4 protein-coding genes are annotated in these 7,003 nt (G+C 61.2%); all 4 read left to right on the plus strand.

What is annotated here, in order from left to right:
• The first annotated feature begins 1,030 nt into the window (after positions 1 to 1,030).
• Positions 1,031 to 1,216, plus strand: a complete 186-nt coding sequence (locus JMJ95_RS05030) for a hypothetical protein (protein ID WP_290683284.1) — start codon at positions 1,031 to 1,033, stop codon at positions 1,214 to 1,216.
• Positions 1,217 to 1,374: 158 nt separating this feature from the next.
• Positions 1,375 to 2,001 carry a DedA family protein gene (locus tag JMJ95_RS05035; RefSeq protein WP_290683286.1) on the plus strand — a complete coding sequence of 209 codons (627 nt, stop codon included), beginning with the start codon at positions 1,375 to 1,377 and terminating at the stop codon, positions 1,999 to 2,001.
• Between the two features lie 487 nt (positions 2,002 to 2,488).
• Positions 2,489 to 3,739, plus strand: coding sequence for an exonuclease SbcCD subunit D C-terminal domain-containing protein (locus JMJ95_RS05040; protein WP_290683288.1), 1,251 nt, complete (start codon positions 2,489 to 2,491; stop codon positions 3,737 to 3,739).
• Positions 3,729 to 6,980, plus strand: coding sequence for an AAA family ATPase (locus JMJ95_RS05045; protein ID WP_290683290.1), 3,252 nt, complete (start codon positions 3,729 to 3,731; stop codon positions 6,978 to 6,980). Before JMJ95_RS05040 ends, JMJ95_RS05045 begins: the two co-directional genes overlap by 11 nt.
• Positions 6,981 to 7,003: the final 23 nt, after the last annotated feature.

Consider the following 7,003-nt stretch of genomic DNA (forward strand, 5'->3'; position numbering starts at 1 on the left):
CACTGACCCTGTCGCTGTTCGTCATCGGCTACGGGTTCCGTGGGGCTGGCCGAATCAACCGCATCGAGGGCGCGGCGCTACTGGCCTGTTATGTGGGCTATACGGCCTACCTGATCAGCACGGTTTTTGGCGGGCAGGCATAGGTCAATTCGATTCCCGTCCTAGGAACCGAACCGGCGTCCGAAAACCGGATTCGCAGTTGTTTCGGCTCGACGCCGGGTATCCGGTTTTATTGCAAACCCGTCACCTTCGTCCGGTGCCGGAAAATCAGGGGAGAAAATCGTTTCTCTGGTCGGGTTAGCCCTAAATCCGCACCTCAGCGGGAGCGCCACCGGGGGACCGCCTGGGCCGGGGTGCGGATTGTCGTCCGTGACAACAGCCCAAACGAGTCCTGCAGCTCCCTGCGTTCGCCGGCTGCCTGCCTGTGAAACCGACATCCGTGCCGGTTTCTCTCTCCCCCAGGGGATTCATCAGCAAAGAGCGCGGGACGAGGTCTCTTCACCCCTGGGGAGGGCGGATTCACCGTGACACTCCCTCTGCCTGAAAAACTTGCGGATTTCGGTTTTTCTGAAGCAGGTGACACGAAGCGGTATTCAACATACAATACGTCGTATGAATACACACAATGCCGGCGCTGCAAGAAGCGCCGCATCGCAAACAATCGCGCCCGATTTCCCAACGGTACTCACGCCGCGGTCAGTTTCCGCCGCCCTGAAACTCGCCCGCATAGAAGGGAACGGAGAGACGGCGGACAGGACGGTATGACTGGTACTTTGCATGCTTGCGGCCCGCCGCGGTGCCGCCCGTCCCAATTTTTGATAAGGGGAAGCATCATGAAAATATGAAAAACTCGGTTCCCGGGTATTCTCTCAACGTTCCTGTTTGTGTCCGTTTCACCGGCGGCTCAGGCCCCTGTGGCCCTCGACCTTCTTTCGGGTGGAAAAATCCCGCGTCGCCTGTCATGGGGGAACCACCTGCAATTCTGGAGCACCATCACCAACACTGGGGGGAGACCTCCATTGAGGGTCTGGTGGCGTGGATCAGCCTGGTGAAAATTGATCCCGGCAATGAACAGCCGGTTGACCTGGAAAGCTGGAACGCGCACGAGGCCGTCACAGAAGCGAGCCTGAAACCCGGAGAGACCCTGCGGACCGATTGCCCCATGCGGCTGATCAAGGGTGGCGATTATCGGGTGGTGGTCAGCGATGCCGATTGAGGCGGTCGGTATGTATACGCCAGCCCGACCATACAGTTCCATGTTCGGCAAAAACAGGTGTTTCGGGCAGCAAGGGTGTTGCCGGTGGCTGCGGGGATACCCTTGCTGCTCATTGTTCTGATGATCTTCAATAAATAATACAAGGCGGTGTCATGGGTATGGAAGGCTTTGAAATGTTTCACCAGGCTATAGTTTGGCTGGTCGATACCATTGGCCAATGGGGTTATCCGGGCATCGTGATGCTCATGGCCTTGGAGTCTTCTTTTTTCCCGTTTCCCAGCGAGGTAGTCATCCCACCGGCCGCCTACCTCGCGGCGAGCGGCGAAATGAACATTGGAATGATCATCTTTTGCGGCACCTTGGGCAGCTTGTTAGGGGCCGTCTTCAACTATTGGATCGCCCTGAAGTTCGGAAGACCGTTTTTTATGAAATATGGGCGGTATCTGCTGATCAGCCCCAAGTCCCTGGAAAATGCCGACCGCTTTTTTGAACGTCATGGTCATATCAGCATCTTTGTCGGCCGCTTGCTTCCGGGCATCCGCCAGTATATTTCGCTTCCGGCCGGGCTGGCCCGCATGAATATATTCATTTTTTGCGTGACCACGGTGTTGGGCGCGGGGATATGGGTGTTGGTGCTGGCGGGTATGGGCTATTTTTTCGGTCGCAATGAGCAGTTGGTATTGGAAAACCTTCACTGGGTCACCCTGTTCCTGGTGATCGGATGTGGTGTCATCGTGTTTCTTTACTGGCGCAGAAGTCGGAGCCATTCAAGGCGGGGGCAATAGCTTCCAGAAAAAACGCTCCTGAAGTTTACCAAAAAGTAAACGTGAGGGGCGGAGACACCGACACCAACGCCGCCATCAGGGGGAGCCGCGGGACTCGTTTGGGCAGTTGTCACGAACGACAAATCCGCACCCCAGCCCATGCGGTCCCCGGTGACGCGCCCGCTGGGGTGCGGATTTAGGCGAGGGGGAATCTCACATTTCAGTCCCTTAATGGCAACGCCGGATTCTTCGTTGCCCTGCTCCTCAGGGTGACGACCAATGGAAAGCGATTCTTTGCCAAGCTCTTCCTCGGGACGGCAATCGTATCGGCCTCACCGGGAATTGACTCGCCGGCGGACTAGGCCGACAATGGAGGAGATCTTACCGGAGGTGTCCCCATGAAAAAAAAGAAAGCCTTGCCCTGCAGTCTCTTCCGAAACCCGGCGGAACCTCCTTGCCCGGGGGACGCATCTTTTCGAGCCCGCGAAGGGGTTCTCTCACGCCGGAAATGAAAATCCTCCATACGTCGGACTGGCATCTCGGCCGCACCCTCTACGGCAGAAAACGGTACGAGGAATACGAAGCCTTTCTGGACTGGCTGGCCCGGGCGATCCGGGACAACGGGATCGACGTCCTGGTAGCGGCGGGTGACATTTTCGACACCACCGCGCCGAGCAACCGGGCGCAGGAGCTGTATTACCGGTTTCTCTGCCGGGCGGCCTCCCTGGGCTGCCGTCATGTGGTGGTGGTTTCGGGAAACCATGATTCTCCCTCCTTCCTCGACGCCCCGAAGGAGCTGCTGAAGGCCCTTGAGGTCCATGTCACGGGAAGCCCGTCCGAAAGCCCCGAGGACGAAGTGCTGGTGCTCCGGGACGGCCGGGGAGTCCCCGAGCTGATCGTCTGCGCCGTGCCCCATCTCCGGGACCGGGATATCCGCACGGCGGAGGCGGGTGAGAGCATCGAGGACAAGGAACGCAAGCTCCTGGACGGCATCCGGGATCATTACGCCGCTGTCGCCGCCCTTGCCGAAGAAAAGCGAAGGGAACTCGGATGCGCCATTCCCATCGTCGCCACGGGCCATCTTTTTGCAGCGGGAGGCCGAACTGTGGAAGGCGACGGCGTCCGGGAACTCTACGTGGGCTCCCTGGGCCGCGTGAACGCGAAGGTTTTCCCCTCCTGCATCGACTACCTGGCCCTGGGCCACCTCCACGTTCCCCAGAAGGTGAACGGCTCCGAAACGGTTCGCTACAGCGGATCACCCCTGCCCATGGGATTCGGCGAGGCGAAGCAGCAAAAGAGCGTCTGCGTGGCGGAATTCGGGGGAGAGGGAGTTTCCGTTCGCCTTGTTCCCGTGCCGGTATTCCAGCAGCTCGAGCAGATCCGGGGCGACTGGGACCGTATATCGGGGCGGATCTTCGAGCTTGCCTCGCAGGGTTCCCGGGCATGGCTCGAAGTGATCTACGAAGGGGACGAAATTCTGGGCGACCTCCGGGATCGGCTGGAAGAGGCGGTAGGGAACACAGCCATGGAGGTGCTCAGGGTGAAGAACACCAGGGCCGTCGACCGGGTGTTGGCGCAGACCATGGAGGAAGAAACCCTGGACGACCTGGACGAGGACGACGTCTTCCAGCGGTGTATCGAGGCGAATCAGGTTCCAGAAGAGCAGCGTCCGGAGCTTTTTGCGGCCTACCGTGAAGTGGTCCTCTCCCTCCGGGGGTGCGGCGGTCAGCCGGAACAGGAGGGCCGCCATGAGAATTGAGAAGATACGGTTTCTGAACCTGAACTCCCTGGTGGGGGAATGGGAGATCGACCTGACCCACCCCGCCTTCGCGTCCGACGGCATCTTTGCCATCACCGGGCCCACAGGCTCGGGGAAGACCACCATCCTGGACGCCGTCTGTCTTGCCCTCTACGGGCGGACCCCCCGGCTGAACCGGGTGACGAAAAGCGGCAACGAGATAATGTCCCGCCAGACGGGGGAGTGTTTTGCCGAGGTGACCTTCCGGACCGGGGCGGGGTGTTTCCGGTGCCATTGGAGCCAGCGCCGGGCGCGAAAGAAGCCGGGCGGCGAACTCCAGGCCCCGAAACACGAAATCGCCGACGGCGAGACGGGGGTCCTCTTCGAGTCCAAGATCCGGGGGGTGGCCGGACAGATCGAGGAAGCCACCGGAATGGATTTCGACCGGTTCACCCGGTCCATGCTTCTGGCCCAGGGGGGCTTCGCCGCCTTCCTGCAGGCGGCCCCGGACGAACGGGCCCCCATCCTGGAGCAGATCACGGGCACGGAAATTTACAGTCTCATCTCCATGGAGGTCCACGAGCGGCTCCGGGACGAGCGGGACAAGCTGACCCTGCTCCAGGCGGAGACAGCGGGAATCGTGATCCTGCAGCCGGAGGAGGAGGAAGCCCTCCGACGGGACCTGGCTGACAAGGCGCGGGAGGAAGAGGCAGCCGCCGGGAGGCTGGAGAAGACGGCAAAAGCCATGAACTGGCTTACGACACTGGACGGGCTGGAAAAAGAGATCTCCGGCCTGGCGGAGGAAGAGACTGAACTACAGGGGGAATGGACTGCCTTTGCTCCGGATCAGGAAAGGCTCCGCCGGGCCATGAGGGCGGCGTCCCTTGAAGGTCCCCATGCCACCCTCGAGGCCCTGCGGAAACGGCAGGTCGACGATTCAGAAGCCCTGAAGGCCGAAGAGGAGAGCCTCCCCGAACTGGAATCCCTGGCCCGGGATGGTGCCCGGGCCCTGCTCGAAGCGGAGCTTGCAACCATCCGGGCAAAGGAAGAGTTGGACGGGGCCGCGCCCCTTCTCGCGAAGGTCCGGTCCCTCGATCAGTGGCTATCAGATCGCCGGAACGCCCTTGCGGACATGGAGGAGGAATGTCGGCAGGACAGCGTGAGCCTGGATAAAGCCAGGGAAAGCCGGGAGGAAAAACTGGAGCTTCTGGCAGCGGAGGAGGAACGCCTGGAAAGAGCCGAACGCGGGCTGAAGGAGCACGGGCGGGATGAATGGCTGGTCGGCGGCCTGGCGGGGGTGGAGGAACAGGTGAACGCCTTGATTTCCCTCCAAAAGGAAATAGCTGACGGAGAGGACGCCCTTGAGAGGGAGGCGGAAACTCTCCGCCAGGCGAAAATCGTGCGTGAGGAGTGCCGGGAGCGTACCGGCGTGCGGAGAGAGGACCTGGAGGCCGTGTCCCAAAGGCTGCGCCGGGAGAAGGAAGAATTGGATAGCCTGCTGGACGGCCGTCTGCTGCGGGAATACCGGGCTGAAAAGGAGGCCCTGCTCCGGGAGATGGCCTTCCTCACCAGGATCGCCGAGCTGGAGGACTACAGGGCAAGGCTCGAGGACGGCATGGCATGTCCCCTCTGCGGCTCGCTGGAGCATCCCTTTGCGGAGGGGAACATTCCTCTGCCCGACGAGACGGAAAGGAAGATCGCCGCCCTCGAAGAGCTCATCGGGGAAGCGGAGGGCAGGGAAGCAGCCGTACAGCGGCTGGAGAAAGCCGAGGCGGCAGCTCGACAGCAGGTAACGGAGGGAGAAAAGGACGAAGCGGCGGCCCTTTCTGCCCAAAACGCGGCGGAAAAGGCCCTCGCACTCTCCGCTGAAGGGTTGGAAAAACTTAGGGCGGACTGCCTGCGTCTTCAGAGTGCCCTCGAAACCAGGCTACAGCCCCTCGGCATTTCCGAGATTCCGGAGGGGGACCTGCCTTCCCTTGCGGCCTCCCTTCGGGAACGGCTGAACGCATGGCAGGAGAAGATCCGGGAGAAAGCGGACATCGAAAAGAAGATCGGGCTTCTGAAAAGCGATCTGAAATGGCTGGACGGTACACTGGAAACCCTGACCCGCGCCCTCGAGAAGAAAAAGATGCGGGTCGAAACACTCCAAAAAGAGTATGACTGCCGCCTGGCGGAGCGGAAGAACCTTTACGGCGAAAAGGACCCCGACGAGGAAGAGCGCCGTCTGAAGGACACCCTGGAAGCCGCGGGGGAGGCCGAGAAAAAGGCCAGGAAACTCCGGGAAGGGCTGAAAGAAAGGGCCGACGGGGCGAAATCACGGGTGGAATCCCTGAAAAAGGGCATCCTGAGGAGGGAGCCTGAAGTCAACAAGGCGGAGGCCGCATTTTCCGCCGGTCTTTCGGCGGCAGGTTTTGAAAATGAAGAGGACTTTCTGGAAGCCCGGCTTGACCCCGACCGGCGGGACGCCCTGGCTGCGAGGAAGAAGAATCTGGAAGACCGCCGGACGGCCCTGGCGGCCAGGCGGGCTGACCGGGAAAGAAAGCTGGAGGAAGAAAGAGCCCGGCAGGTGACGGACGAAACGCTCGAAGTGCTGGAACCACGGTTCCGGGAGTGTGAAGATTTACTGAAGACGCTGCGGGATGAGGTTTCGGCCCTCAGACACAGGCTGAACGAGAACGCCGCCGCCGCGGAGCGGGTGAAGGAAAAGAAGGCGGCCCTGGAGGTCCAGGGCAGGGAGTACCGCCGGTGGGACTGCCTCCACGAGCTGATCGGTTCCGCCGACGGAAAGAAGTACCGAAATTTCGCCCAGGGTCTGACCTTCGATATGATGATCAGCCAGGCCAACCGGCAGCTTCAGAAGATGAGCGACCGGTACCTGCTGGTGCGGGACAGGGAGCAGCCCCTGGAGCTGAACGTGGTGGACGGCTACCAGGCCGGAGAAATCAGGTCAACCAAGAACCTCTCCGGCGGAGAGAGCTTCATCGTCAGTCTCGCACTGGCACTGGGACTCTCCTCCATGGCGAGCAGGAACGTCCGTGTGGATTCCCTCTTCCTTGACGAAGGCTTCGGCACCCTGGACGAGGAAGCCCTGGACACCGCCCTTGAAACACTGGCCGGATTGCAGCAGGACGGCAAGCTGATCGGGGTGATATCCCACGTGCCCGCTCTCAAGGAGCGGATCAGCGCGCGGATCGAGGTCGTTCCCCGGACCGGCGGCAGAAGCCTGATCACCGGCCCGGGGTGCCTTTGCCTGTCATCCTGACGGCGTGGTTCTCGCCGGAAGGA

The organism is Aminivibrio sp. (genome assembly GCF_016756745.1).
GTDB lineage: Bacteria > Synergistota > Synergistia > Synergistales > Aminobacteriaceae > Aminivibrio.